A 22,533-nucleotide genomic window follows, 5' to 3' on the forward strand; every position below is an offset into this window, starting at 1 on the left:
TCCTTGCCCGTCTTCCCGGCGGCCGGCGCGCTACCGTGAAAAAGCGCGCCGGGGTGTTGCTCGGTGGCTCAGAAGAATGCCTGGATGCCGGTCTGCGCGCGGCCGAGGATCAGCGCGTGGACATCGTGGGTGCCCTCGTAGGTGTTCACCACTTCCAGGTTGACCAGGTGGCGGGCGATGCCGAATTCGTCGGAGATGCCGTTGCCGCCCAGCATGTCGCGGGCCAGGCGGGCGATGTCGAGGGCCTTGCCGCAGCTGTTGCGCTTCATGATCGAGGTGATTTCCACCGCCGCGGTGCCTTCGTCCTTCATCCGCCCCAGGCGCAGGCAGCCTTGCAGGGCCAGGGTGATCTCGGTCTGCATGTCGGCCAGCTTCTTCTGGATCAGTTGGTTGGCGGCCAGCGGGCGGCCGAACTGCTGGCGGTCGAGCACGTACTGGCGGGCGGTGTGCCAGCAGAATTCGGCGGCGCCCAGGGCGCCCCAGGAGATGCCGTAGCGCGCCGAGTTCAGGCAGGTGAACGGACCGCGCAGGCCGCGCACTTCGGGGAAGGCGTTCTCTTCCGGAACGAACACGTTGTCCATCACGATCTCGCCGGTGATCGAGGCACGCAGGCCGACCTTGCCATGGATCGCCGGGGCGCTCAGGCCTTCCCAGCCCTTCTCGAGGACGAAGCCGCGGATCTGCCCTTCGTCGTCCTTGGCCCAGACCACGAAGACGTCGGCGATCGGGCTGTTGGTGATCCACATCTTGCTGCCGCTCAGGCGATAGCCGCCGTCGACTTTCTTCGCCCGGGTGACCATCGAGCCCGGGTCGGAACCGTGGTTCGGCTCGGTCAGGCCGAAGCAGCCGATGTATTCGCCGCTGGCCAGCTTGGGCAGGTACTTCTGCCGGGTGGCTTCGTTGCCGAATTCATGGATCGGCACCATCACCAGCGAGGACTGCACGCTCATCATCGAGCGATAGCCGGAGTCGACGCGCTCGACTTCGCGAGCGATCAGGCCATAGCAGACGTAGTTGAGGCCGCTGCCGCCGTAGGCTTCGGGAATGGTCGCGCCGAGCAGGCCGGTCTCGCCCATCTCGCGGAAGATCTTCGGGTCGGTCTGTTCGTGGCGGAAGGCTTCGAGCACGCGCGGGGCCAGCTTGTCCTGGGCGAACTGCTGGGCGCTGTCGCGAACCATGCGCTCTTCTTCGGTGAGCTGCTGGTCCAGCAGCAGGGGATCTTCCCAGTTGAAGCTAGCTTTGGTGGCCATGCGTACATCCTCGTCAAGCGGTGGCGGAGGCTGGCGTGGGCCAGCCGGAATGGAAGCATCCTAAGAGCCTAGCGAATGGGGCGGCAAACGAGGAATTCGCACGCACTTGTGCTATTTTCTCACTCCGAGAAAATGAGTCTCGTATTTCATGCCCTTGAAGAGGCGCGAGGAATCGTGACCTGGGCGTCATAGATGCGAAACCGGCACTCCGGAGTCCTTCATGCGACGCAAGATCCCTTCCACCGCCGCGCTGGTCAGCTTCGAATCCGCCGCGCGCCACGAGAGCTTCACCAAGGCGGCGGAGGAGTTGTCCCTGACCCAGAGCGCGATCTGCCGGCAGATCGCCACGCTCGAGGAGTTCCTCGGTGTCGAGCTGTTCCGTCGCTCGCGGCGCGGGGTCAAGCTCACCGAGGCCGGGCTGTCCTATAGCCGGCGGGTGGCGGTACGCCTCGACGCGGTGGAGCGCGACACCCTGGCGGTGATGGGGCACCAGGGCGGCGGCGCGATCGAACTGGCGGTGGTGCCGACCTTCGGCACCCAATGGCTGTTGCCGCGGCTCAAGCGCTTCCAGCGGCTGCACCCGGAGGTCACGGTCAACCTGACCAACCGCACCCGCCCGTTCCTCTTCGCCGACACCGAGTTCGACGCCGCGCTGTACTTCGGCGACGCCGACTGGTCGGGTACCGTCTCGCATTTCCTGATGCGCGAGAATCCGGTGCCGGTGTGCAGCCCGGAGCTGCTGGGCGGGCGTCGAACGCTGAGAGCCGAGCAGGTCGCCGGGCTGCCGCTGATGCAGCAGAGCACTCGGCCCTACGCTTGGCGCCAGTGGTTTCACTCCCAGGGACTGAACGTCGCCCACGACATGAGCGGGCCGCGCTACGAGCTGTTCTCCATGCTTGCCCAGGCGGCCATGCACGGCATGGGCGTGGCCCTCATACCGCCCTTCCTGATCCAGGACGAGCTGGCCGACGGAAGGCTTATCGTGCCCATGCAACATGCCTATTTGAGCGAGAATGCGTATTACCTGATCATTCCCGAGCGCAGGGTCGAATCGGCGATGCTCAATGCCTTCCGCGACTGGCTGGTGGAAGAGGCCAGGCAGTACCGCGAGGCCAACGGGCTGGGCTGAACGCGCAGGAACATCGGGCGGCGCAGGCAGGACGCGCCGCCCCGGGACCGGGCCGATCCGCCGGGTCCCGCGGAGCCGCGGCGGCGATACCGCCGGGCATCCTCCACGACGGCCAGGATGGCGGCCGCGGAGCACCACACCAGGAGTTCACATGAATTTCCACACCCGCAAGTGGGTCAAGCCAGAAGATCTCAACCCCAACGGCACCCTGTTCGGCGGCAGCCTGCTGCGCTGGATCGACGAAGAAGCGGCGATCTACGCGATCATCCAGCTGGGCAACCAGCGCGTGGTCACCAAGTACATTTCCGAGATCAACTTCGTCAGCTCGGCGCGCCAGGGCGACATCATCGAGCTGGGCATTACCGCCACCGACTTCGGTCGTACCTCGCTGACCATGACCTGCCACGTGCGCAACAAGATCACCCGCAAGAGCATCCTCACCATCGACAAGATGGTCTTCGTCAACCTCGGCCCGGACGGCCTGCCGGCGCCCCACGGCAAGACCGAGATCACCTACATCAAGGACCAGTTCAAGGAAGACGAAGTCCTGCCCTGAGCGGCGCGACGAGCGGCCGGCACCCATGCCGGCCGCCGTGTTTCAGAACAGCCGGGTGAGCAGCCAGTAGAGCGAGGCCGAGAGCAGGATCGCCGCCGGCAGCGTCAGCACCCAGGCCATCAGCAGGTTGCGGATGGTCTTCCACTGTAGCCCCGAACCGTTCGCCGCCATGGTCCCGGCCACCCCGGAAGACAGCACATGGGTGGTGGAGACCGGCAAGCCATACAGGTCCGCCGCGCCAATGGTCAGCATCGCCACGGTTTCCGCCGAGGCGCCCTGGGCGTAGGTCAGGTGGGTCTTGCCGATCTTCTCGCCGACCGTCACCACGATGCGTTTCCAGCCGACCATGGTGCCCAGGCCGAGGGCGATGGCCACGGCGATCTTCACCCATAGCGGGATGAACTTGGTGGCGTCGTCGATCTTCTGCTTGAACGCCTGCAATTTGCCGCGGGTGTCGGCGTCGAAGCGGCCGACGCCGTCCTTGTCCATCAGGCGGATCGCCTCGGAGGTCAGGTACATGTCGTTGCGCACGTTGCCCATGGCTTCCGCCGGTACCCGCGAGAACGCGCCATAGCCTTTCACTTCCTGGCCGATCGAGCCGGTCAGGGCGGCCAGCGCCGGGATCAGCTCAGGCGATGCCTGCTTGCTGCGCACGTAGTCGGAGAGTACCTGGCGCGGATCGGCCGGCGCCGGTTGCGGCGCGCTCTTCACCAGCGCTTGCTGGGTGACCTCGGCGACGGCGGCGAACTGCACCGCCTGGTCCGCCGGCATGGTGCGGTTCAGGGCGTAGGCCATCGGCAGGGTGCCGACCAGGATCAGCATGATCAGGCCCATGCCTTTCTGCCCGTCGTTGGAGCCGTGGGCGAAGGACACCCCGGTACAGGTCAGGATCAGCAGGCCGCGGATCCACCAGGGCGGCGGCGCCTTGCCCTTCGGCGCCTTGTACAGCGCGCGGTTCTTCACCAGCAGGCGCAGCGCCAGGAGCAACAGGGCGGCGCAGGCGAAGCCGATCAGCGGCGAGAGCAGCAGGGAGTAGCCGACCTTGGTCGCCTGGCCCCAGTCCACCCCGCTGGTGCCATCGCGCCCGTGCATCAGCGCGTTGGCCACGCCGACGCCGATGATCGAGCCGATCAGGGTGTGCGAGGACGACGCCGGCAAGCCCAGCCACCAGGTCCCGAGGTTCCACAGGATGGCGGCGATCAGCAGGGCGAAGACCATGGCGAAGCCGGCCGAGGAACCGACCTGCAGGATCAGTTCCACTGGCAGCAGGGCGATGATGCCGAAGGCCACCGCGCCGCTGGAGAGCAATACGCCGAGAAAGTTGAAGCAGCCCGACCAGACCACCGCGAAGTGCGGCGGCAGCGAGTGGGTGTAGATCACCGTAGCCACCGCGTTGGCGGTGTCGTGGAAGCCGTTGACGAACTCGAAGCCGAGGGCGATCAGCAGGGCCACGCCGAGCAGCAGGAAAGGCGTCCAGGTGGTGATCGCGGAACCGACGTCATCGACGTCCTGCATCAGGCTGTAGGCGCTGAACAGCAGTCCGGTGGCGAGCACGGCGAAGAATACGAGGGCGGTGAGGCGGCCGGGACGCTGCTCGAGATGGGGCTTGTGCGCGTTGCCGGCGGCACTGGCGACGGCGTCGGCGGGAAGGACATCAGAGGTCATGGTGCGGGTCCGCGCTGGGGATGACCGGCACATGATGGGCAGGCGATTGTGACAAGTTATGTCTTGCGCATACCGGCTTCGTCTGGCGAAGAAAGGACAAGGGCCGCGGGAGGCCGCCGGAAGCCGGATGGGGTCGGGCGCCAGGCGGCCTGCCCGCTGCGGCCGCGAAGATTAATGAATTCCTGTGGCGAGTGCCATCATTTCGTCGCTAAAAAGTTGGCATGTTGAGGGATTTGCCGATCCGGACACGCGCGGGGAAGGCGAGAGCCACTGGACTAGACTGAGAAGTGCGCGGCGGGGCCGGTCGCTTGCCGGCCCGGTGCGCGGGACGAGCGCCTTCGTCCCGGGGTGGCCCGGCCGGGCGGTCGGGGAGGTCGATATGCGGATGCCGTGCCGGCTCGCGCTGGCGCTGTTGCTGTGCTTCGCCGGCCCGGCCTGTCTCGCGGCCTCCGGACCGGTTCGGGTGCTCTCGGTGGATGGTGCGATCGGCCCGGCCAGCGCCGATTACCTGGTGCGCGGCATCGAGCGTGCCGCCGAGGACGGCGCGCAACTGGTGGTGCTGGAACTGGACACGCCCGGCGGCCTGGACGCATCGATGCGGCGCATCGTCAAGGCGATCCTCGCCAGCCAGGTGCCGGTCGCCGGTTTCGTCGCGCCCAGCGGGGCGCGGGCGGCGAGCGCCGGCACCTACATCCTGTATGCCTGCCATATCGCGGCGATGGCGCCGGGCACCAACCTCGGCGCTGCCACCCCGGTGCGCCTGGGGACGCCGGACAAGCCCGCAGAGAAGCCCCCGGCGCGGGACGCCGAACCCATGGCGCGCAAGCAGGTCAACGACGCCGCCGCCTATATCCGTGGCCTCGCGCAACTGCGCGGGCGCAACGCCGAGTGGGCCGAGCGCGCGGTGCGCGAGGCGGTCAGCCTGGCGGCGCACGAGGCGGCGGCGCAGAAGGTGATCGACCTGCAGGCCCGCGACCTGCCCGACCTGCTGCGCCAGCTCGACGGCCGCAGCCTGCGCGTCGGCGAGCGCGCGCTGACCCTGGCTACCGCCGGCGCCACGGTCGAGCGCCAGGCACCGGACTGGCGCGCGCGGTTGCTGGCGGTGCTCACCGATCCCAGCGTGGCGCTGATCCTGATGATGATCGGCATCTACGGGCTGATCTTCGAACTGGCCAATCCCGGCATGGCGCTGCCCGGCGTGCTCGGCGGCATCTGCCTGCTGCTCGGCCTGTACGCCCTGCAGATGCTGCCGGTCAACTACGCCGGGCTGGCGCTGATCGCGCTGGGCCTGGCGTTCATGGTGGGCGAGGCGTTCGTCGCCAGCTTCGGCGTGCTTGGCATCGGCGGAATCGTCTCGTTCGTGGTCGGCGCGCTGATCCTGATCGATACCGAGGTGCCCGGCTACGGCATTCCGCCGGGCCTGGTGGTGGCCTTGGCGTTGCTCAGCGCCGCGCTGATCGTCGGTCTGCTGGGCATGGCCCTGCGTACTCGCCGGCAAGCGGTGGTAAGTGGCACCGCCGGATTGGTCGGCAGCCTGGCGACGGTGGCGGCGGTGGATTCCGAACAACCCTGCGCAGGCTGGGTGCTGCTCCAGGGCGAGCGCTGGCGGGTGCTCGCCGCGCGGCCGCTGGCGGTAGGCCAGCCGGTCTGGGTGCTGGCGCGCAAGGGCCTGCTCCTGGAAGTCGCGCTGGCCGATGAAGGAGGTGGATGATGGGTGTTTCCTATGGTTTGGCGATGTTGCTGGTGTTCCTCGCGCTGCTGCTGTTCAGCGCGCTGCGCATCCTCCGCGAGTACGAGCGCGGCGTGGTGTTCCAGCTCGGGCGGTTCTGGAAGGTCAAGGGGCCGGGGCTGGTGCTGGTGATCCCGGCGATCCAGCAGATGGTGCGCATCGACCTGCGCACCATCGTTCTCGACGTGCCGCCGCAGGATGTGATTTCCCGCGACAACGTTTCGGTGAAGGTCAACGCGGTGGTGTACTTCCGCGTGCTCGATCCGCAGAAGGCGATCATCCAGGTGGAGAACTACCTGGCCGCCACCAGCCAGTTGGCGCAGACCACCCTGCGCGCGGTGCTGGGCAAGCACGAACTGGACGAGATGCTCGCCGAGCGCGAGCGCCTGAACCTGGATATCCAGCAAGTGCTCGATGCGCAGACCGACGCCTGGGGCATCAAGGTGGCGAATGTGGAAATCAAGCACGTCGATCTCAACGAATCGATGGTCCGCGCCATCGCCCGGCAGGCCGAGGCGGAGCGTGAGCGCAGGGCCAAGGTGATCCATGCCGAGGGCGAGCTGCAAGCCTCGGAGAAACTCATGCAGGCGGCGCAGATGCTCGGCCGGCAGAGTGGCGCCATGCAGTTGCGCTACATGCAGACCCTCGGCGCGATCGCCGGCGACAAGAGTTCGACCATCGTCTTCCCGATGCCGATCGAACTCTTCGGCGGCAAGTACGCAGGTGCCGCGCCGCGGAACGAAAAGGCCGCCGGAGAGGACGAGGAGAGGTGAACGCGCGCGGTTTGTGATGGAAATATCATCGAGCCGCGACACGGGGACATGCGTGCCCGGGGTCGGGATGGCTATGCTGTGGCGATCCACTCCCGGGACGCTCCTTCATGCTGCGATGCGCACTCCTGCTGCTGACATTGCTCCTCCCTTGCGCGCTGCCTGCCGCCAACCTGCGCCTGGTCGGCGACTCCTGGCCGCCTTTCGTCGATTCGCGCCTGCCTGGCAACGGCCTGGCGGTGGAACTGGTGACCACCGCGCTCAAGCGCGCCGGCTTCGACTCGAGTTTCCAGCAGGTACCCTGGTCGCGTGCCCTGTACGGCGTGCGCAGCGGCGACTACGACATCGCCCTGAGCGCCTGGTACGAGCCCGCCCGCAGCCTCTACGGGCAGTTTTCCCGCGCCTACCTGAGCAACCGCATCCGCCTGCTGCAACGCAAGGGGCGGGGTATCGAGTTTTCCCGCCTGAGCGACCTGCGTCCCTACCGCATCGCGGTCGTGCGCGACTATGCCTACGCGCCCGAATTCGACCGTGACAGCCGTCTGCAGAAGGTCAACGTGACCAGCTTCGCCAACGCCGCGCGGATGCTCGAGGCGGGGCGGGTCGACCTGGCGGTGGAGGACGAGCTGGCGCTGGGGGTCGCCTTCAAGGGCGAACTGACCGATTTGCGCGACAAGCTGGAGGTACTGCCCATCCCGCTTGGCGAGAACGGCCTGCACCTGCTGGTGAGCCTGAGGAATCCCCGGCATGACGAGATCGTCGACGGCTTCGACCTGGCCATCCGCGGAATGCGCGACGACGGCAGCTACCAGCGCCTGCTGGAGCGCTACGGCGCGCGCTAGGGCTGGCCTGGCAGCGGCTGCGCGCCGGCCAGTTCCTTCTTCAGCAAGTGCGCGGCCAGGGTGCGCAGCGGGGCGAGCTGGCGGCAGATGTGCGCCAGTTGGGTCTGTACCAGGCGATGGCTGTCGTCCATGTCCTCGGGCATCTGCTCCAGTTCCTTGGCCAGCGCTTCCTCCTCTTCGCTGTAGATGGCGACCGGGCGTTTCTGTTCCAGGCTCGCGGCGATTTCCTCGAGGCTGGCGGAGAGCCGCTCGGCGGCGCGCTCCAGGAGGCCGTCGCTGGCGTCCTCGGGCAGGCTTTCGCGGTGCGCGCCGAGACCGGATAGATAGCTGAGCAGGGTGTGCGAGAGGACCAGGAAGCGGAAGCCGATCTCGGCGTCCTTCCTGAAGTGGCCGGGCTCCAGGAGCATGTTCGACAGGGTGGTCGACAGCGCTGCGTCGGCGTTGTGCGCGTTGCGCCGGGCGGTGCGGTAGTCGAGGTCGTCGCGCTTGCCGGTGGCGTACTGCTGCATGATCTGCCGCAGGTAACGGCTGTTGCAGGCGAGGGTGTTGGCGAGCATGCGGTTGAGCCGGCGGCCCTGCCAGTCGGGCAGCACCAGGAACACCGCGAGGCCGGCGATCAGGCTGCCCAGCAAGGTATCGAACAGGCGGGGCAGGATCAGCCCGTAGCCATCGCCGACCTGGTTGAAGCAGAACAGCACCAGCAGGGTGATCGCCGCCGTCGCCAGGGTATAGCGACTGCTGCGGGTGGCGAAGAAGGCGACCCCGGCGGCGACCGCGAACAGCGACTGCACCAGCGGGCTGGGGAACAGGTCGATCAGCGCCCAGCCGACCACCAGGCCGACCACCGTACCGAGGATCCGCTGCACCAGGCGCAGGCGGGTCGCGCCATAGTTGGGCTGGCAGACGAACACCGTGGTGAGCAGTATCCAGTAGCCCTGGGTCGGATGGATCCAGTGCAGCACGCCGTAGCCGGCGGTCAACGCCAGGGCCATGCGCAGGCCGTGGCGGAACAGCAGCGAGGTCGGGGTGAGCTGCTGGCGCAGGCGCTCGAAGGCGTCCTTCAGGCTGCGCGGCGAGCGGTCGAGCAGGGCGCTGTCCTGTTCGTCGGCGATGGCGTCCGGGTTGCTCGCCCCGGCCAGCTTGCGGTCCAGCGTGGTGAGGTTGGCGGCCAGGGCGCCGAGCGAGCGCAGCAGGCCCTTCCAGGCCGGGTTGCTCTGCTGGCGCAGGTGTTCGAGCGAGGCCTGGAGGTCTTCCAGGGCCAGCTCGCGGTCGGCGTAGTCGAACGGCTGGCGCAGGCGGATAGCCCGCGCCAGGGCCTGGCAGGCCTTGCCCTGCTGGTTGAGCAGGCGCTGGCAGCGGAACAGCACGTCGCTGTGGAAGAACGCCTCTGCCAGCCGGTTGTACGGGTAGTGCGAGGAACTGGCGCGCTCGTGGACGTCCTGGGCGATGAAATAGAGCTTCAGGTAGCGGCTCACCTTGGGGCCCGGCCGGCCATGGCCGAGGCGGTTGAGGATGGTCTCCTTGGCCTGGTTCAGCGCCACCACCACCTTGCCGTTCTGCCGTGCCAGGGCGAGGCGCTGGCCCTCTACGTCGAGCTGGCGCAACGGTTCGAACAGGCTCGACTTGATCCTCAGGTATTCGCCCAGCTCGAAATACAGGCGGGAAAGACTCTGCTGCACCGGCTGGTTGGAGAACAGCGCGTTCCACAGCACCGAGAGCAGCCCGTACCAGGCCGCCCCGGCCACCAGCAGCAGCGGTTCGTGCCAGACATCGGCGACCTCGCCGCCGCGCTGGTCCACGCCGATCATGGTGTAGATCGAGAGGATCAGGGTCGCCGAGGCGATCGCCGCATAGCGCTCGCCGAGGGCGCCGAGGAGGATCATGCCGAACGCCGACAGCGCCATCCCGGAAACGAACAGCCAGGGATAGGGGAACAGCAACTCGACGGCGAAGGCGGCGACGCTGAAGCACAGCAGGGTCACCAGCAGCGCTTGCAGGCGGCCGAGCCAGTTGTCGTCGGTCTCCGCCAGGGCGCTGGCGATGATCCCGAGGAACAGCGGGATCAGCAGCTCGATGCGGTCCTGCCACCAGCACAGCAGCAGGGCGCCGGCCAGGGCGATGAACACCCGCAGGCTGTAGGCGAACTTGTCGAGGGCCCAGAGGCGGCGGAGCGTGTGTGTCAACGAAGAGGGCGGCATGGGGGCGGAGTGCTATCCGGTGGTCCGTGGTTCAGCCTATGTGGCCTGTCCGGCTAATTCAATCGGCCGATTTCGCGCGACTGGAAGTCCGCTGCCCGCCGCAGTCGCAGGAAACGCTGCCGTGGGCAACTCGGTCGAGCCGGGCATCTGGCGGATGCAGGCTTCGTGCCTGCGAACGCTAAGACGTCGTCGCCGCGCCGGAAGTTACCCGGCGGCGATATCGCGCGCCGGAGCGGGCCCGGCGAGCGAAGCGGCGGCGCGCTACAGCAGGCGGACCTTGAACGAGCGCCCCTTGATCTTGCCTTCGCTCAGGCGCTTGAGGGCCTGGTGGGCGAGGCCGCGCTCGATGGCGACGAAGGCCTGGAAGTCGAAGATGGCGATCTTGCCCACCGCGCTGCCGGGCAGCCCGGCGTCGCCGGTGAGGGCACCGAGCAGGTCGCCGGGGCGCACCTTGTCCTTGCGTCCGCCGGCGATGCACAGGGTGCTCATCGGCGGTAGCAATGGCTCCGGGCTGGCCTTCAACTGGCCGAGGGCGTACCAGGCCAGCGGCTGCTTCTGCAGGTCCTCGATGGCCTGCGCGCGGCTGGCCTCGGCCGGCGCCACCAGCGACAGGGCCAGGCCTTTCTCGCCGGCGCGACCGCTGCGTCCGATGCGATGGATGTGGACCTCCGGGTCGCGCGCCAGCTCGACGTTGATCACCGTTTCCAGGGCGGCGATGTCCAGCCCGCGGGCGGCCACGTCGGTGGCCACCAGTACGTTGCAACTGCGGTTGGCGAACACCGTCAGGACCTGGTCGCGCTCGCGCTGCTCCAGGTCGCCGTGCAGGGCCAGGGCGGAAATCCGCTGCGCCTTCAGTGCGTCGGCCAGCTCCTGGCACTGCTGGCGGGTCTGGCAGAAGGCCACGCAGGACTGCGGCCGGAAATGCTGGAGCAGGCGTACCACGGCGTCCATGCGCTGCTTCGGGTCGATCTCGAAGAAGCGCTGCTCGATCTGGCTGTCGGCGTGCAGCGACTCGACCTTCACCTGTCGCGGATCGCGCATGAAGGTCTTCGCCAGCTTCTCGATGCCGTCCGGGTAGGTGGCGGAGAACAGCAGGGTCTGCCGGCGCTCGGGGAGCTGGCCGATGATCTCGGCGATGCTGTCGTAGAAGCCCATGTCGAGCATCCGGTCGGCTTCGTCGAGGACCAGGGTATTGAGCCCGTCGAGGACCAGGGTGCCCTTGCGCAGGTGCTCCTGGATGCGCCCCGGGGTGCCGACCACCACGTGCGTGCCGTGCTCCAGCGAAGCCACCTGCGGGCCGTAGGGGACGCCGCCGCAGAGGGTGAGGACCTTGATGTTGTCGGCGGCGCGGGCCAGCCGGCGGATCTCCTTGGCGACCTGGTCGGCCAGTTCGCGGGTCGGGCACAGCACCAGTGCCTGGCAGCCGAAGTAGCGCGGGTTCAGCGGGCTGAGCAGGGCGAGGCCGAAGGCTGCGGTCTTGCCGCTACCGGTCTTGGCCTGGGCGATCAGGTCGTGGCCCTGGAGGATCAGCGGCAGGCTCTGCGCCTGGATCGGCGTCATCTCCCGGTAACCGAGGGAGTCGAGATTGGCCAGGAGGTCCGCGGAAAGCGGCAGCGAGGAGAAAGCGGTGGAGGTCACGGGGCAGGGCTCGGCAGGCGATACGAGCGGCTAGTCTAGCAGCCTGCGGCGGCTTGCCGCGTGCGATCGCCGCCGGAGCAGCAGCGACAGGCAATGTATCTTTGGCCAGTACCGTTCGTCCGAAAAACGAAAAAAGCGCGTTTCTGTATTTTTATACAGGTTCGCTTTCCTCAGTTTTTTGTCGTAGAGTGCTGACACTGTGTTTGCATGGGTCGCCGTCGATCGTGACCTGATGCGGTCGGAAATTCCAGCCCGTCCTGCTCGACTCCTTGTAACTCCTTGCAACTCAGTTACCGGCTACGATTTCGTGGCTAAATCAATACCCATAGTTCCAAGGAGAACTTGCAATGTCCCGTCAGAACGGCACCGTTAAGTGGTTCAACGAAACCAAAGGCTACGGCTTCATTACCCCGGAAAGCGGCCCGGACGTTTTCGTTCACTTCCGTGCCATCGAAGGTAACGGCTTCAAGACCCTGGCCGAAGGCCAGAAGGTCAGCTTCGAAGTCGTACAAGGCCAGAAAGGCATGCAGGCCGAGCGCGTTCAGGTGATCAACTAAGATCCCTGGGCCCCAGCCCGAAGAACCCGGATGGAAGCATCCGGGTTTTTTATTGCCCGAAGAAAACCGTCACACTGTCTTCGCCTGCCGTTCACCCTGTCTTGACGAGTTCCCGCCCAGAGTGGCCCGGTCCCGTTCGGAGTCGTTTCGATGAAGCCTGTGCAATCCCGTCGTCTGGCCTTCGCCGCGCTGTTGTCGCTGTCGTTCTCTTCCGCGTCCTGCCATGCCGCCACCGAGCACTGGGGCTGGATCGAGCAGTCCTGGCTGATGCCCGAGCGCATGCAGGCCAAGGCCAAGCTGGATACCGGAGCGCTGACCTCGTCGCTGGACGCGAGGAATATCCATCGCTACAAGAAGGACGGCGAGCGCTGGGTGCGCTTCGATGTCGTGCTGCCCACCGCCGACAGCAAGGCGCCGGTCAGCGTGACCTTCGAGCGCAAGGTGCTGCGGCTGATCAAGGTGCGCGGCGCCGGTGGCAGCGACAGCCGTCCGGTGGTGGCGATGGACATCTGCCTGGGCGCCAAGCTGCTGCGCGAGCAGTTCTCCCTGCGCGACCGCGGCAACATGAACTATCCGGTGCTGCTCGGCCGCCGCACGCTCGAACACCTCGGCGCGGTCGACGTGTCCCGAACCTTCACCCGCAAACCCACCTGCGGCGCGCTTGCCGCTCAGTAGAAGAACCCGCGCGGCAGTCCGGCGGCCAGCGCCAGCCGGGGCAGCACGATCAGCGCCGTCATCCACAGGTTGCGCGGGCGCGCCTCGTCCTCGCGAGCCCGGCTAGAGGTCCGGGTCCTTTTCCGGATCGACCCGGCGCGGGCTGGTGCGGCCGTCCTCGCTGCCGAGCTGGAAGAAGATCGCTGCGGCCAGCATCGACATCAGGCCGACGCTGACATAGGTGGCGTGGAAGGCGCCGAGTACGGTGTCCTGCCCCGTATCCAGGTCGGTCTGGAAACCGCCCAGCAACGCCGCCGCGCAAGCCACGCCAAGGCTGATCGACAATTGCACGACCACCGACATCAGGCTGTTGCCGCTGCTGGCGTTGCTGTCCTGCAGGTCGATCAGGGTGAGGGTGTTCATCGCCGTGAATTGCAGGGAGTTCACCGCGCCGAGCAGGCTCAGGTGCAGCAGCAGCCAGACGTAGGGGGTGTCTTGGTCGACCAGGCCGAAGCCGGCGATCAGGCAGCCGAGGATCAGGGTGTTGCCGACCAGCAGCTTGCGATAGCCGAAGAAGTCCAGCAGTGGCTTGGCCATCGGCTTGGCGACCATCGCGAACAGCGCCAGCGGGATCATGGTCATGCCCGCGGTGGAAGGCGGGTAGCCCAGTCCCACCTGCAGCAGCAGCGGGGTGAGGAAGGGCAGGGCGCCGCTGCCCAGGCGGGCGAACAGGTTGCCGAGGATGCCGACGGCGAAGGTCCGCGCCTTGAACAGGCTCGGCGGGAACAGCGGCTTGTCGATGCGTAGCGCGCGCAGCCAGTAGGCGGTGAGCAGGACCAGTCCGCCGATCAGCAGCAGGACCACGCGCAGGTGCGACAGGTGCAGCTCGCCGAGCCCTTCCAGGGCGATGGAGATCAGCACCATGGAGCCGCCGAAGAGCAGGAAGCCGATGCTGTCGAAACGGCTCGGCACCGGGCTGCGCAGGTCCGGCATCAGCTTCATCGCCACCAGGCAGCCGAGCAGGCCGACCGGCAGGTTGATCAGGAAGATCCAGTGCCAGGAGGCGTACTCCACCAGCCAGCCGCCCAGCGTCGGTCCCGCCAGCGGGCCGAGCAGGCCGGGAATGGTGACGAAGCTGAGCACCCGCACCAGGTCCTGGCGCGGGTAGACGCGCAGGATCACCAGCCGTCCCACCGGCATCATCAGCGCGCCGCCGACGCCCTGTACGATGCGCGCGCCGACCAGCAGTTCGAGGCTCGGCGACAGCGCGCAAAGCAACGAGCCGAGGCTGAACAGCAATACCGCGCCGAGGAATACCCGGCGTGTGCCGAAACGGTCGGCGATCCACCCCGAGGCCGGTATCAGCAGGGCCACCGTGAGCAGGTAGGCGATCACCACCGCCTGCATGCGCAGCGGGTTTTCGTTCAGCGAACTGGCCATGCTCGGCAGCGCGGTGTTGAGGATGGTGCCGTCGAGGGCTTGCATGAAGAAGGCGACGGCGACCAGCCAGGGCAGTTGGCGGGCGATGCGGGGGGTGAGCTGGAACGGCTCGCTCATGGATGGGCTCCCTCGGGCGGACAGGGCCCAAGCATAGAGAAGTTCTCGCCGCGATGGGACGGCCGGCGACCGGATCGGGGCGAACAGCGGGCATTGCGGCGGAAGTCGCGGGCCAGAGCGGTCGCCTTTCATTGTCCTGGGTCAAGCCGAAGCGCTGGCGCTCGCCGGCTGCTGTGCTAGTACTCAAGAGTCACCCCGTCAGTGGCTGCGGATGCGACGCCGGCGCTTCGTCATCGCACGGACATGTCCCGCGTTGCATGCTCGACGGCGCGTGCTTCACCGCCTTGTCGCGATGTTCTCCACGCACCGCTCGGCGACCCCGGTCGCCGCCGCCGTCGCCGAAGCCCACCTTCCGTGGAAACAGGAGCCCTCCCATGGCCCAGGAACTTTGCGCTATCTGCCACGAACGTCCCGCCGTCGCCCGCGTCAGCCTGGTACAGAACGGCCAGCGCCGCGAACTCGCCCTCTGCGAACTGCACTACCGCCAGTTGATGCGCCAGCAGCGCATGCGCTCGCCGCTGGAGTCGCTGTTCGGCGGCGGCAGCCCGTTCGACGAGATCTTCTCCGGATTCGGCGAGCAGAGCCCGGTCACCCCGGTGCGCGCCCGCGAGCCGGAGGCGGTGGACATCGCCGAGTACTTCAGCAAGCAGACCACCGAGTATCTGCAACGCGCCGCGCAGGTCGCCGCCGAATTCGGCAAGCGCGAAGTGGACACCGAGCACCTGCTCTATGCCCTGGCCGACGCCGACGTGGTGCAGGCGGTGCTCAAGCAGTTCGGCCTGTCGCCGGCCGACCTCAAGCAGTACATCGAGGCCAACGCCGTGCGCGGCGCCAGCAAGGGCGAGGCGAGCGAGGACATGACCATCTCGCCGCGGGTGAAGAGCGCCTTGCAGCACGCCTTCGCCCTGTCCCGCGAACTCGGCCACAGCTATGTCGGCCCCGAGCACCTGTTGCTCGGCCTGGCGGCGGTGCCGGACAGCTTCGCCGGGACGCTCCTGAAGAAGTACGGCCTGACCGAGCAGGCGCTACGGCAGAAAGCGGTCAAGGTGGTCGGCAAGGGCGCCGAGGACGGCCGCGTGGACGGCCCGAGCAACACTCCGCAACTGGACAAGTTCAGCCGCGACCTGACCCGGCTGGCCCGCGAAGGCAAGCTCGATCCGGTGATCGGCCGCTCGAAGGAAGTCGAGACCACCATCGAGGTGCTCGCCCGGCGCAAGAAGAACAACCCGGTGCTGATCGGCGAGCCCGGCGTCGGCAAGACCGCCATCGTCGAAGGCCTGGCCCAGCGCATGGTCCAGGGCGAGGTGCCGGAGGTGCTGCGCGACAAGCGCCTGGTCGAACTGAACATCAACGCCATGGTCGCCGGCGCCAAGTACCGCGGCGAGTTCGAGGAACGCCTCAAGCAGGTGATGGACGAACTGCAGGCGGCGCAGAGCGAGATCATCCTGTTCATCGACGAGGTGCACACCATCGTCGGTGCCGGCCAGGGCGGCGGCGAAGGCGGGCTGGACGTGGCCAACGTGCTGAAGCCGGCGATGGCGCGCGGCGAGATGAACCTGATCGGCGCCACCACCCTCAACGAGTACCAGAAGTACATCGAGAAGGACGCCGCGCTGGAGCGGCGCTTCCAGCCGGTGTTCGTCCCCGAGCCGACGGTGGAGCAGACCATCTCCATCCTCCGTGGCCTGCGCGACAAGCTCGAAGGCCACCACAAGGTGACCATCCGCGACGAGGCCTTCGTCGCCGCCGCCGAGCTGTCCGACCGCTACATCGGCAACCGCTTCCTGCCGGACAAGGCCATCGACCTGATCGACCAGGCCGCCGCCCGCGTGCGCATCGCCAGCACCTCGCGGCCGGCCGAGATCCAGGAACTGGAGGCCGAGCTGGCGCAGCTCAAGCGCGAGCAGGACTACGCCGCCAGCCGCAAGTGGTACGACGAGGCGAAGGTCTTCGAGAAACGCATCCAGGAACGCAAGGAACACCTCGAGCAGATCACCGAGCGCTGGCAGCAGACCCAGGGGTCGAAGACCGAGGAGGTGCGGGTCGAGGACATCGCCGAGATCATCTCCAAGCTCACCGGCATCCCGGTCACCGAACTGACCGCCGAGGAGCGCGAGAAGCTCCTGCAGATGGAAGAGCGCCTGCACCAGCGGGTGATCGGCCAGCAGGAAGCGATCACCGCGGTCAGCGACGCCGTGCGCCTGGCCCGCGCCGGGCTGCGCCAGGGCAGCCGGCCGATCGCCACCTTCCTGTTCCTCGGCCCGACCGGGGTGGGCAAGACCGAGCTGGCCAAGGCCCTGGCCGAGGTGGTGTTCGGCGACGAAGACGCGATGATCCGCATCGACATGAGCGAATACATGGAGCGCCACGCGGTGTCCCGGCTGATCGGTGCGCCGCCGGGCTACGTCGGCTACGACGAGGGTGGCCAGCTCACCGAGCGGGTGCGCCGGCGGCCGTACAGCGTGATCCTGCTCGACGAGATCGAGAAGGCCCACGCCGACGTCAACAACATCCTCCTGCAGGTGTTCGACGACGGCCGCCTGACCGACGGCAAGGGGCGCGTGGTGGACTTCACCAACACCATCATCATCGCCACCAGCAACCTCGGCTCCGAGCTGATCATGAAGAACGCCCAGGCCGGCGAGTTCGCCCAGCCGCCGGAGAAGCTCAAGCGCGAACTGATGACTGCCCTGCGCGGGCATTTCCGCCCGGAATTCCTCAACCGCCTCGACGAGGTGATCGTCTTCGAGTCGTTGAGCAAGGCGCAGATCGAGGACATCGTCCGCCTGCAACTGGAGCGGGTGAAGCGCGCCGCGCACGCCCAGGACATCTACCTGCACATCGACGACAGCCTGGTCGGCCACCTCGCCGAAGAGGCCTACCAGCCGGAGTTCGGCGCCCGCGAACTGAAGCGGCAGATCCGCCAGCAACTGGAGACGCGCCTGGCCACGGCGATGCTCAAGGGCGAGGTGAAGGAGGGCGAGACGGTCACCTTCTTCTACGACGCCAAGGACGGCGTCGGCTACCGCAAGGGCGCCGCGCCGAAGCCGGCGGCACGCAAGAAGTCCGGTGCCGGCGAGACACCCAAGGGCCGCGCGACGGCGGCGAGGAAGCCGGCGGCGAAGAAAGGCGCCGCCGCCAAGGGCAAGGCCGACAAGCCGAAGACCAAGTGACCCGACCAAGGTTGGGGAACAAGGCACCGGCCGGCCGGTCGAAATCTCACCCCGGCCTGCGAATGCGGCCGGGGCGTTCGATATCTCATGAGGAATTGCCGATGCGCGTCACCACCCACGCTACCCTGGCCGCGGCCCTGCTGCTCAGCGCCGCCTCCGCGTTCGCCTTCAATCTCGGGGATGCCGCCAAGGCGGTCGCCGGGGCATCCCAGGGCGACTCCGCCCAGGTAGCCACCACCCCGCAGACCAGCGGTCTGCTCGGCGCACTTACCGGCCAGCTCGGGGTCAGCCAGGAGCAGGCGGTCGGCGGTACCGGCGCCCTGCTCGGCCTGGCCAAGAACCAGTTGGCCGGCAACGATTACTCGCAACTGGTGAAGACCATCCCGGGCCTCGACAAGCTGGCCGGCAACAACGCCCTGGCCGGTCTCGGCGGGCTCGGCAATATGCTCGGCAAGAGCGGCGGCGACAGCAAGGGCCTCGGCTCGCTGCTCGGCAATGCGGACAGCATGGGCGACGTGAACAAGGCCTTCGGCACCCTGGGCATGGATAGCGGGATGACCGAGAAGTTCGCCCAGGTGCTGGTCGACTACTTCGGCAAGCAGGGCGCCAACAGCGAGCTGCTGGGCAGCCTGAGCAATCTCTGGGGAGTGAGCAAGGCGGGCGGCTCGTCGCTGCTCTGATCTGCCGCCAGCGGATCGGCGGATAACCGCGCTGCGGTTATTCGCCCTACGAAGTGGGTGCGGCGCCCGGATATTCGTTGCCCGCACCGGTAGGGCGAATAACGCCCCCGGCGTTATCCGCCGCCGCTCAGTGGGAACGGCGGATAACCGCGTTGCGGTTATTCGCCCTACGAAGTGGGTGCGACCCCCGGGTATTCGTTGCCCGCTCCGGTAGGGCGAATAACGCCCTCGGCGTTATCCGCCGCCGCGCCGTTGAAACGGCGGATAACCGCGTTGCGGTTATTCGCCCTACGAGGCGGGTGTGCTTCGGCCGGTACTTCAGCGCAGTTGCCGCAAGCGGGCGATGCGTTCGTCCTTTTCTTCCCACATGCGCGAGACCCATTCCTGCACGTACTGGCGGAACACCGGGTCGTTCTCGTAGTCGCCCTGCCACAGGGCGGGATCGATCGGCCGGGTCTGGATGTCGACGATCACCTTCGGCACCCGTCCGCAGAGCAGGTCCCAGAATCCCGGCACCTTGTCGCTCGGGTAGACCACGGTGACGTCGAGCAGAGCGTCCAGCTGCTCGCCCAGCGCGGCGAGGACGAAGGCCACCCCGCCGGCCTTGGGCTTGAGCAGGTGGCGATAGGGCGACTGTTGCCGGGCCTTCTTCTGCTCGCTGAAACGCGTGCCTTCCAGGTAGTTCACCACGGTCACCGGGATGCGCTTGAACTTCTCGCAGGCGGCCTTGGTGATCTCCAGGTCCTTGCCCTTGAGTTCCGGGTGCTTCTCCAGGAAGGCCTTGGAATAGCGCTTCATGAACGGATACTCCAGCGCCCACCAGGCCAGGCCGAGGAAGGGCACCCAGATCAGCTCCTTCTTGAGGAAGAACTTGAAGTACGGGGTGCGCCGGTTGAACACCTGGATCAACGCGGGGATGTCGACCCAGGACTGGTGGTTGCTCACCACCAGGTACGAGGTGTCCTGGCGCAGGTCGCCGGCGCCGCGCACGTCCCAGACCGTCGGCGTGCAGGTGGCGAAGATCCACTTGTCGATCTCCGCCCAGGTCTCGGCGATCCACATCACGCCCCTGGAGCAGAGGTCCTTCAGGCGCTGGCCGGGGAGCACCAGCTTGAGCAGTGCGATCAGCATCATCGGGCCGATCAGGATCAGCGTGTTGAGAAGCAGAAGAAGGCTGCTGGTCAGGCCGGTCAACAGTTCCCGCATGGTTGGTTTCCCTGTCCTGGGTGTGGGTCGACGCGGCCCATCATACGCATCCGCGCCGCGCCGCCCAAGCCGCCGGCGTGGCGAACGAAACCGCGCCGTGCTAGTCCTATGTGGACCTCGTATCACTTCAGGAGATGCCCGCGTGAAGCGTGCCCTTGCCTTGCTCTCGCTGTTCGCCCTGCCGGTCCTCGCCGCCGAGCCCAACCTCTACGGCCGCTACGAATGGGTCTCCCTGCCGGAGCTGGACCGCACCCTGCAGGCGAAGATGGACACCGGCGCCTACACCTCCTCGCTGTCGGCCAAGGACATCGAGCTGTTCCAGCGCGACGGCGAGGAGTGGGTGCGCTTCCGCCTGGCCACCAAGGAGGCCGACGGCTCGGTGTTCGAGCACAAGCTGGCGCGCATCGGCAAGATCAAGAACCGCGCCGACAACCGCAACGGCGAGGACGAGGATGAGGACCGCCTGAGCGAACGCCCGGTGATCGACCTGCAGGTCTGCCTGGGCGGAGCGATGAAGACCATCGAGGTCAACCTCACTGACCGCAGCGCCTTCAACTATCCGTTCCTGATGGGCACCAAGGGCTTGCGCAAATTCCACGTCGCGGTCGATCCCTCCGAGCGCTTCGTCGCCGACAAGCCCACCTGCAAGTAAGCGTCCTACGCCACCGGCGGCGCGATTGACGCGCGCGCCGGCTTGCGGCACCGTTCCGGCATTCCCGTCAGCCGCCGTCACGCCATGCCGCATATCCTGATCGTCGAAGATGAAGCCGCGATTGCCGACACCCTGCTCTACGCCCTGCAGGCCGAAGGCTTCGCCACCACCTGGGTGACCCTCGCCGGCGAGGCGCTGGCGTTGCAGGAGCGCCAGCCGGCGGACCTGCTGATCCTCGACGTCGGTCTGCCGGACATCAGCGGTTTCGAGGCCTGCAAGCGCCTGCGGCGGTTCTCCGAGGTGCCGGTGATCTTCCTCACCGCGCGCGATGCCGAGATCGACCGCGTGGTCGGCCTGGAGATCGGCGCCGACGACTACGTGGTCAAGCCGTTCAGCCCGCGCGAGGTGGCGGCTCGGGTCAAGGCCATCCTCAAGCGCATGGCGCCGCGCCCGGCGGCGCTGGAAGAGGCCACGCCGAGCGGGCCGTTCCAGGTCGACGAGGAGCGCGTGCGGATCCACTACCGCGACACCCCGCTCAACCTCACCCGCCACGAGTTCCGCCTGCTGCAGACGCTGCTCGGGCAGCCCGAGCGGGTATTCAGTCGCGAGCAGTTGCTCGACGCCCTCGGCGTCGCCAGCGAGGCCGGCTACGAGCGCAACATCGACAGCCACATCAAGAGCCTGCGCGCCAAGCTGCGCCAGGTGAACGAACGCGGCGAAGCGATCCAGACCCATCGCGGCCTGGGCTACAGCTACAGCCCGGACCACGCCTGATGCCGCTCGGCGTTCGGATCTTCCTGGTCTACTTCCTGTTCGTCGGTCTCACCGGCTACTTCGTGCTGAGCACGGTGATGGACGAAGTGCGCCCCGGCGTGCGCCAGTCCACCGAGGAAACCCTGGTGGACACCGCCAACCTGCTCGCCGAGATCCTCCGCCAGGACGTGAAGAACGGCACCCTGGCACAGAGCGACCTGCCGGAGATGCTCGAGGACTACGGCAAGCGGGTGCCGCAGGCGGATATCTGGGGCTTGCGCAAGGAGGCGGTGAACCACCGCATCTACGTCACCGACGCCAGCGGCAAGGTGCTGCTGGACTCCGCCGGGGTGGCCGTCGGCCAGGACTATTCGCGCTGGAACGACGTCTACCTGACTCTCCGTGGCCAGTACGGCGCGCGCTCCAGCCGCGAAGACCCGGACGACCCGGACTCCTCGGTGATGTACGTGGCGGCGCCGATCAAGGATGGCGGGAAGATCATCGGGGTGGTTTCGGTGGCCAAGCCGAACAGCAGCCTGCAACCCTACATCGACCGTTCGCAGCGGCGCCTGGCCTGGCTCGGTGCCGGGCTGATCGCCCTCGGGCTGCTGGTCGGCGGGCTGCTCTCCTGGTGGCTCAGCGGCGCGCTGCGGCGCCTTACCCAGTACGCCCAGGCGGTCAGCGAGGGGCGCCGCGCCGAGCTGCCGCGTTATCGCGGCGGCGAGATGGCGCAACTGGCCGACGCGGTGGAACGCATGCGCACGCAACTGGAGGGCAAGGACTACGTCGAGCGCTACGTGCATACCCTGACCCACGAATTGAAGAGCCCACTGGCGGCGATCCGTGGCGCCGCCGAGTTGCTCGACGGCGAGATGCCGGCCGAACAGCGGGCGCGCTTCGTCGGCAACATCGCCGGCGAGAGCGAGCGCCTGCAACAACTGATCGAGCGCCTGCTGAGCCTGGCCCAGGTGGAGCAGCGGCAAGGCCTGGAGGAGGTCGGCAAGGTCGACCTGCGGGAGATCGCCGCGTCCCTGCTGGAAGGCCAGGCGGCGCGTATCCAGCGCCAGCGATTGCGGGTGGAGAATCGCCTGGAAGGTCCCTGCGAGGTTCGCGGCGAGCAGTTCCTGCTGCGCCAGGCGCTGGCCAACCTGCTCGACAACGCCCTCGACTTCACCCCGCCCGGCGGCATCCTTCGCCTGCTCGCCGAGGCCGACGGCGAGGGTATCGCCCTGCGCCTGTTCAACCAGGGGCCGGCGATTCCCGACTACGCCCTGGCGCGCCTCACCGAACGCTTCTACTCGCTGCCGCGCCCGGCCAGCGGGCGCAAGAGCACCGGTCTGGGACTGAACTTCGTCGCCGAGGTGGCGCAACTGCATGGCGGCCGGTTGCAGGTCGGCAATCGCGACGACGGCGTCGAGGCGCTGCTCTGGCTGCCGCGCGGCTGAGGCGTCTCCACGGAAACTCCATCGACTCTCCACACGGCGACCCGAAGCCCGCCATCGCGGCGCCGCAGACTTTCCGCCA

Annotated in this window: 18 protein-coding genes; 12 read left to right on the forward strand and 6 right to left on the reverse strand. The window is 67.5% G+C overall.

The window, feature by feature from the left end; all coding sequences use genetic code 11:
• Positions 1-68 precede the first annotated feature (68 nt).
• On the reverse strand, positions 69-1,250 hold the full coding sequence (locus AC4OR5_RS11990; RefSeq protein WP_003084682.1) for an acyl-CoA dehydrogenase: 1,182 nt from the start codon (positions 1,248-1,250) through the stop codon (positions 69-71).
• Between the two features lie 220 nt (positions 1,251-1,470).
• Here AC4OR5_RS11990 and AC4OR5_RS11995 point away from each other — a divergent pair, with 220 nt between their 5' ends.
• Complete coding sequence (locus AC4OR5_RS11995) at positions 1,471-2,379, forward strand: LysR family transcriptional regulator (protein ID WP_034034176.1); 909 nt, start codon at positions 1,471-1,473, stop codon at positions 2,377-2,379.
• 151 nt (positions 2,380-2,530) lie between these two features.
• Complete coding sequence (locus tag AC4OR5_RS12000) at positions 2,531-2,935, forward strand: acyl-CoA thioesterase (protein WP_003084686.1); 405 nt, start codon at positions 2,531-2,533, stop codon at positions 2,933-2,935.
• Between the two features lie 42 nt (positions 2,936-2,977).
• On the opposite strand, the gene AC4OR5_RS12005 is transcribed toward AC4OR5_RS12000, so the two are convergent.
• Positions 2,978-4,600, reverse strand: coding sequence for an inorganic phosphate transporter (locus AC4OR5_RS12005; RefSeq protein WP_033983366.1), 1,623 nt, complete (start codon positions 4,598-4,600; stop codon positions 2,978-2,980).
• A 379-nt stretch (positions 4,601-4,979) separates the two neighbouring features.
• Between AC4OR5_RS12005 and AC4OR5_RS12010 the strand changes: the two genes are divergently transcribed.
• The 3 genes from AC4OR5_RS12010 (at position 4,980) to AC4OR5_RS12020 (ending at position 7,941) form a co-directional block, all read left to right on the forward strand.
• The gene (locus AC4OR5_RS12010; protein ID WP_003129031.1) at positions 4,980-6,311 is read left to right on the forward strand and encodes an NfeD family protein; all 1,332 of its coding nucleotides are present in this window, start codon (positions 4,980-4,982) and stop codon (positions 6,309-6,311) included.
• Complete coding sequence (locus AC4OR5_RS12015) at positions 6,308-7,102, forward strand: slipin family protein (protein WP_031628116.1); 795 nt, start codon at positions 6,308-6,310, stop codon at positions 7,100-7,102. Before AC4OR5_RS12010 ends, AC4OR5_RS12015 begins: the two co-directional genes overlap by 4 nt.
• A 107-nt stretch (positions 7,103-7,209) precedes the next feature.
• Positions 7,210-7,941 carry a substrate-binding periplasmic protein gene (locus AC4OR5_RS12020; protein WP_058160903.1) on the forward strand — a complete coding sequence of 244 codons (732 nt, stop codon included), beginning with the start codon at positions 7,210-7,212 and terminating at the stop codon, positions 7,939-7,941.
• Here AC4OR5_RS12020 and yccS read toward each other — a convergent pair.
• Positions 7,938-10,139 carry a YccS family putative transporter gene (gene yccS / locus AC4OR5_RS12025; protein ID WP_003084700.1) on the reverse strand — a complete coding sequence of 734 codons (2,202 nt, stop codon included), beginning with the start codon at positions 10,137-10,139 and terminating at the stop codon, positions 7,938-7,940. The two genes, AC4OR5_RS12020 and yccS, sit on opposite strands and share 4 nt — an antisense overlap.
• Before the next feature lie 261 nt (positions 10,140-10,400).
• Positions 10,401-11,777: an ATP-dependent RNA helicase DbpA gene (dbpA, locus tag AC4OR5_RS12030; RefSeq protein ID WP_058160905.1), complete on the reverse strand. Its 1,377-nt coding sequence runs from the start codon at positions 11,775-11,777 to the stop codon at positions 10,401-10,403.
• A gap of 347 nt (positions 11,778-12,124) precedes the next feature.
• Between dbpA and AC4OR5_RS12035 the strand changes: the two genes are divergently transcribed.
• The gene (locus AC4OR5_RS12035; protein ID WP_003084710.1) at positions 12,125-12,334 is read left to right on the forward strand and encodes a cold-shock protein; all 210 of its coding nucleotides are present in this window, start codon (positions 12,125-12,127) and stop codon (positions 12,332-12,334) included.
• A gap of 150 nt (positions 12,335-12,484) precedes the next feature.
• A complete protein-coding gene (gene rloA3, locus AC4OR5_RS12040) occupies positions 12,485-13,009 on the forward strand; it encodes a retropepsin-like aspartic peptidase RloA3 (RefSeq protein ID WP_003084714.1) in 525 nt (174 codons plus the stop codon).
• A 102-nt stretch (positions 13,010-13,111) separates the two neighbouring features.
• Here rloA3 and mdtD read toward each other — a convergent pair whose 3' ends face one another.
• Positions 13,112-14,545 (reverse strand): multidrug transporter subunit MdtD, encoded by a 1,434-nt coding sequence (gene mdtD, locus AC4OR5_RS12045; RefSeq protein ID WP_003084717.1) that lies wholly within the window; start codon positions 14,543-14,545, stop codon positions 13,112-13,114.
• Positions 14,546-14,919: 374 nt separating this feature from the next.
• On the opposite strand from mdtD, the gene clpG reads away from it, so the two are divergent.
• The gene (gene clpG, locus AC4OR5_RS12050; RefSeq protein WP_058156841.1) at positions 14,920-17,718 is read left to right on the forward strand and encodes an AAA family protein disaggregase ClpG; all 2,799 of its coding nucleotides are present in this window, start codon (positions 14,920-14,922) and stop codon (positions 17,716-17,718) included.
• Positions 17,719-17,819: 101 nt separating this feature from the next.
• The gene (locus AC4OR5_RS12055) at positions 17,820-18,398 is read left to right on the forward strand and encodes a DUF2780 domain-containing protein (RefSeq protein ID WP_023435387.1); all 579 of its coding nucleotides are present in this window, start codon (positions 17,820-17,822) and stop codon (positions 18,396-18,398) included.
• Between the two features lie 318 nt (positions 18,399-18,716).
• Here the strand turns inward: AC4OR5_RS12055 and yihG are convergent, their stop codons facing one another.
• Positions 18,717-19,604 (reverse strand): 1-acylglycerol-3-phosphate O-acyltransferase, YihG family, encoded by an 888-nt coding sequence (yihG, locus tag AC4OR5_RS12060; RefSeq protein WP_003099939.1) that lies wholly within the window; start codon positions 19,602-19,604, stop codon positions 18,717-18,719.
• 142 nt (positions 19,605-19,746) lie between these two features.
• Between yihG and rloA2 the strand changes: the two genes are divergently transcribed.
• From rloA2 to creC, 3 genes are all read left to right on the forward strand, one after another.
• Complete coding sequence (gene rloA2 / locus AC4OR5_RS12065; protein ID WP_003084733.1) at positions 19,747-20,256, forward strand: retropepsin-like aspartic peptidase RloA2; 510 nt, start codon at positions 19,747-19,749, stop codon at positions 20,254-20,256.
• Positions 20,257-20,340: 84 nt separating this feature from the next.
• Positions 20,341-21,030 (forward strand): two-component system response regulator CreB, encoded by a 690-nt coding sequence (gene creB, locus AC4OR5_RS12070; protein ID WP_019484382.1) that lies wholly within the window; start codon positions 20,341-20,343, stop codon positions 21,028-21,030.
• A complete protein-coding gene (gene creC / locus AC4OR5_RS12075) occupies positions 21,030-22,454 on the forward strand; it encodes a two-component system sensor histidine kinase CreC (protein WP_003113267.1) in 1,425 nt (474 codons plus the stop codon). The genes creB and creC overlap by 1 nt, the downstream gene beginning before the upstream one ends.
• The last annotated feature ends 79 nt before the right edge of the window (positions 22,455-22,533 follow it).

The organism is Pseudomonas sp. YA1 (assembly GCF_058680555.1).

What these genes read in the sequence shown, in the direction of transcription:
- AC4OR5_RS12055 (WP_023435387.1), top strand. Translation starts at nt 17,820, where the DNA reads ATGCGCGTCACCACCCACGCTACCCTGGCCGCGGCCCTGCTGCTCAGC.
- AC4OR5_RS12010 (WP_003129031.1), top strand. Translation starts at nt 4,980, where the DNA reads ATGCGGATGCCGTGCCGGCTCGCGCTGGCGCTGTTGCTGTGCTTCGCC.
- AC4OR5_RS12000 (WP_003084686.1), top strand. Translation starts at nt 2,531, where the DNA reads ATGAATTTCCACACCCGCAAGTGGGTCAAGCCAGAAGATCTCAACCCC.
- AC4OR5_RS11990 (WP_003084682.1), bottom strand. Translation starts at nt 1,250, where the DNA reads ATGGCCACCAAAGCTAGCTTCAACTGGGAAGATCCCCTGCTGCTGGAC.
- yihG (WP_003099939.1), bottom strand. Translation starts at nt 19,604, where the DNA reads ATGCGGGAACTGTTGACCGGCCTGACCAGCAGCCTTCTTCTGCTTCTC.
- AC4OR5_RS11995 (WP_034034176.1), top strand. Translation starts at nt 1,471, where the DNA reads ATGCGACGCAAGATCCCTTCCACCGCCGCGCTGGTCAGCTTCGAATCC.
- AC4OR5_RS12020 (WP_058160903.1), top strand. Translation starts at nt 7,210, where the DNA reads ATGCTGCGATGCGCACTCCTGCTGCTGACATTGCTCCTCCCTTGCGCG.
- AC4OR5_RS12015 (WP_031628116.1), top strand. Translation starts at nt 6,308, where the DNA reads ATGATGGGTGTTTCCTATGGTTTGGCGATGTTGCTGGTGTTCCTCGCG.
- AC4OR5_RS12005 (WP_033983366.1), bottom strand. Translation starts at nt 4,600, where the DNA reads ATGACCTCTGATGTCCTTCCCGCCGACGCCGTCGCCAGTGCCGCCGGC.
- creC (WP_003113267.1), top strand. Translation starts at nt 21,030, where the DNA reads ATGCCGCTCGGCGTTCGGATCTTCCTGGTCTACTTCCTGTTCGTCGGT.
- yccS (WP_003084700.1), bottom strand. Translation starts at nt 10,139, where the DNA reads ATGCCGCCCTCTTCGTTGACACACACGCTCCGCCGCCTCTGGGCCCTC.
- rloA3 (WP_003084714.1), top strand. Translation starts at nt 12,485, where the DNA reads ATGAAGCCTGTGCAATCCCGTCGTCTGGCCTTCGCCGCGCTGTTGTCG.
- mdtD (WP_003084717.1), bottom strand. Translation starts at nt 14,545, where the DNA reads ATGAGCGAGCCGTTCCAGCTCACCCCCCGCATCGCCCGCCAACTGCCC.
- creB (WP_019484382.1), top strand. Translation starts at nt 20,341, where the DNA reads ATGCCGCATATCCTGATCGTCGAAGATGAAGCCGCGATTGCCGACACC.
- clpG (WP_058156841.1), top strand. Translation starts at nt 14,920, where the DNA reads ATGGCCCAGGAACTTTGCGCTATCTGCCACGAACGTCCCGCCGTCGCC.
- AC4OR5_RS12035 (WP_003084710.1), top strand. Translation starts at nt 12,125, where the DNA reads ATGTCCCGTCAGAACGGCACCGTTAAGTGGTTCAACGAAACCAAAGGC.